Annotated in this window: 1 protein-coding gene; it reads right to left on the bottom strand. The window is 42.9% G+C overall.

Annotated elements, in window-relative coordinates; genetic code table 11:
- The coding region (locus tag AC1DWN_RS34605; RefSeq protein ID WP_477563323.1) for an alpha/beta fold hydrolase at positions 1–818 on the bottom strand (818 nt) is incomplete at both ends.

The raw sequence follows: 818 nt of genomic DNA, 5'->3' as shown, positions 1-818 counted from the left end.
CTCATAAAGGGACTTTAAATAGTTAGCCATTACCCGAGACAACTGATCCGGTGCTTCAACTAGGCTCATATGTGCGACACACTCAAACGTATTTTCAGATATATGAGGATATTCATAGGTAGACTCTAAAGTACCGAGCCCCGTAATCGAAAAAGTGACTTCAGGAACAATAACTTTATCTTCTGCGCCAGCCACAAGCAAAATTGGGAAGGTGGCTTCGGAAAGCACGAAGCTGCGATCAGAGCGTTTCAGCATTCCCTCAAGTGTATGAATAGCACCCTCAGATGTCATCTGAAAGCCTACTCCAATTATACGTTCCACTTCTTCCTTCATCTCATCAAGCTTCGTTTTCACAAATAACTTCGGAATTAGTTGGTTCACATAAGCTATAATACCGTTTTCACGAATTGCCTCGATATCTTGGAGTCGCTTTTGCTTCACCTCTTCCGTATCTGGAAGTGCAGTCGAATGGATGAGCCCGAATCCAGAGAGCCTGTCTGAATATTTTTCCGCAAAAGCAAGTGTTACGTATCCGCCAAGAGAATGTCCGAACATAACGACTTTATCTAACTCAAGCTCTTCTATTAAACCTAAAATATCATCGGCCATTGATTCCATTGTATAGCTACCTTCTGGAGCAGATGACTCGCCGTGACCTCGCAGCTGTGGAATAATGATGCGATTTTTCTCTGATAACAAAGGACAGAGTTTGTGCCAATAACTTGATGAGCCACAGAAGCCATGCAGCAAAATGATCGTTTGTTCGTTTCCGCTACCACATTCCTCATAGACTATATCGATGCCATTTACGTGAACAC

The organism is Paenibacillus sp. P4_A7 (assembly GCF_056402455.1).
This window is presented reverse-complemented; position numbering and strand designations above follow the sequence as displayed.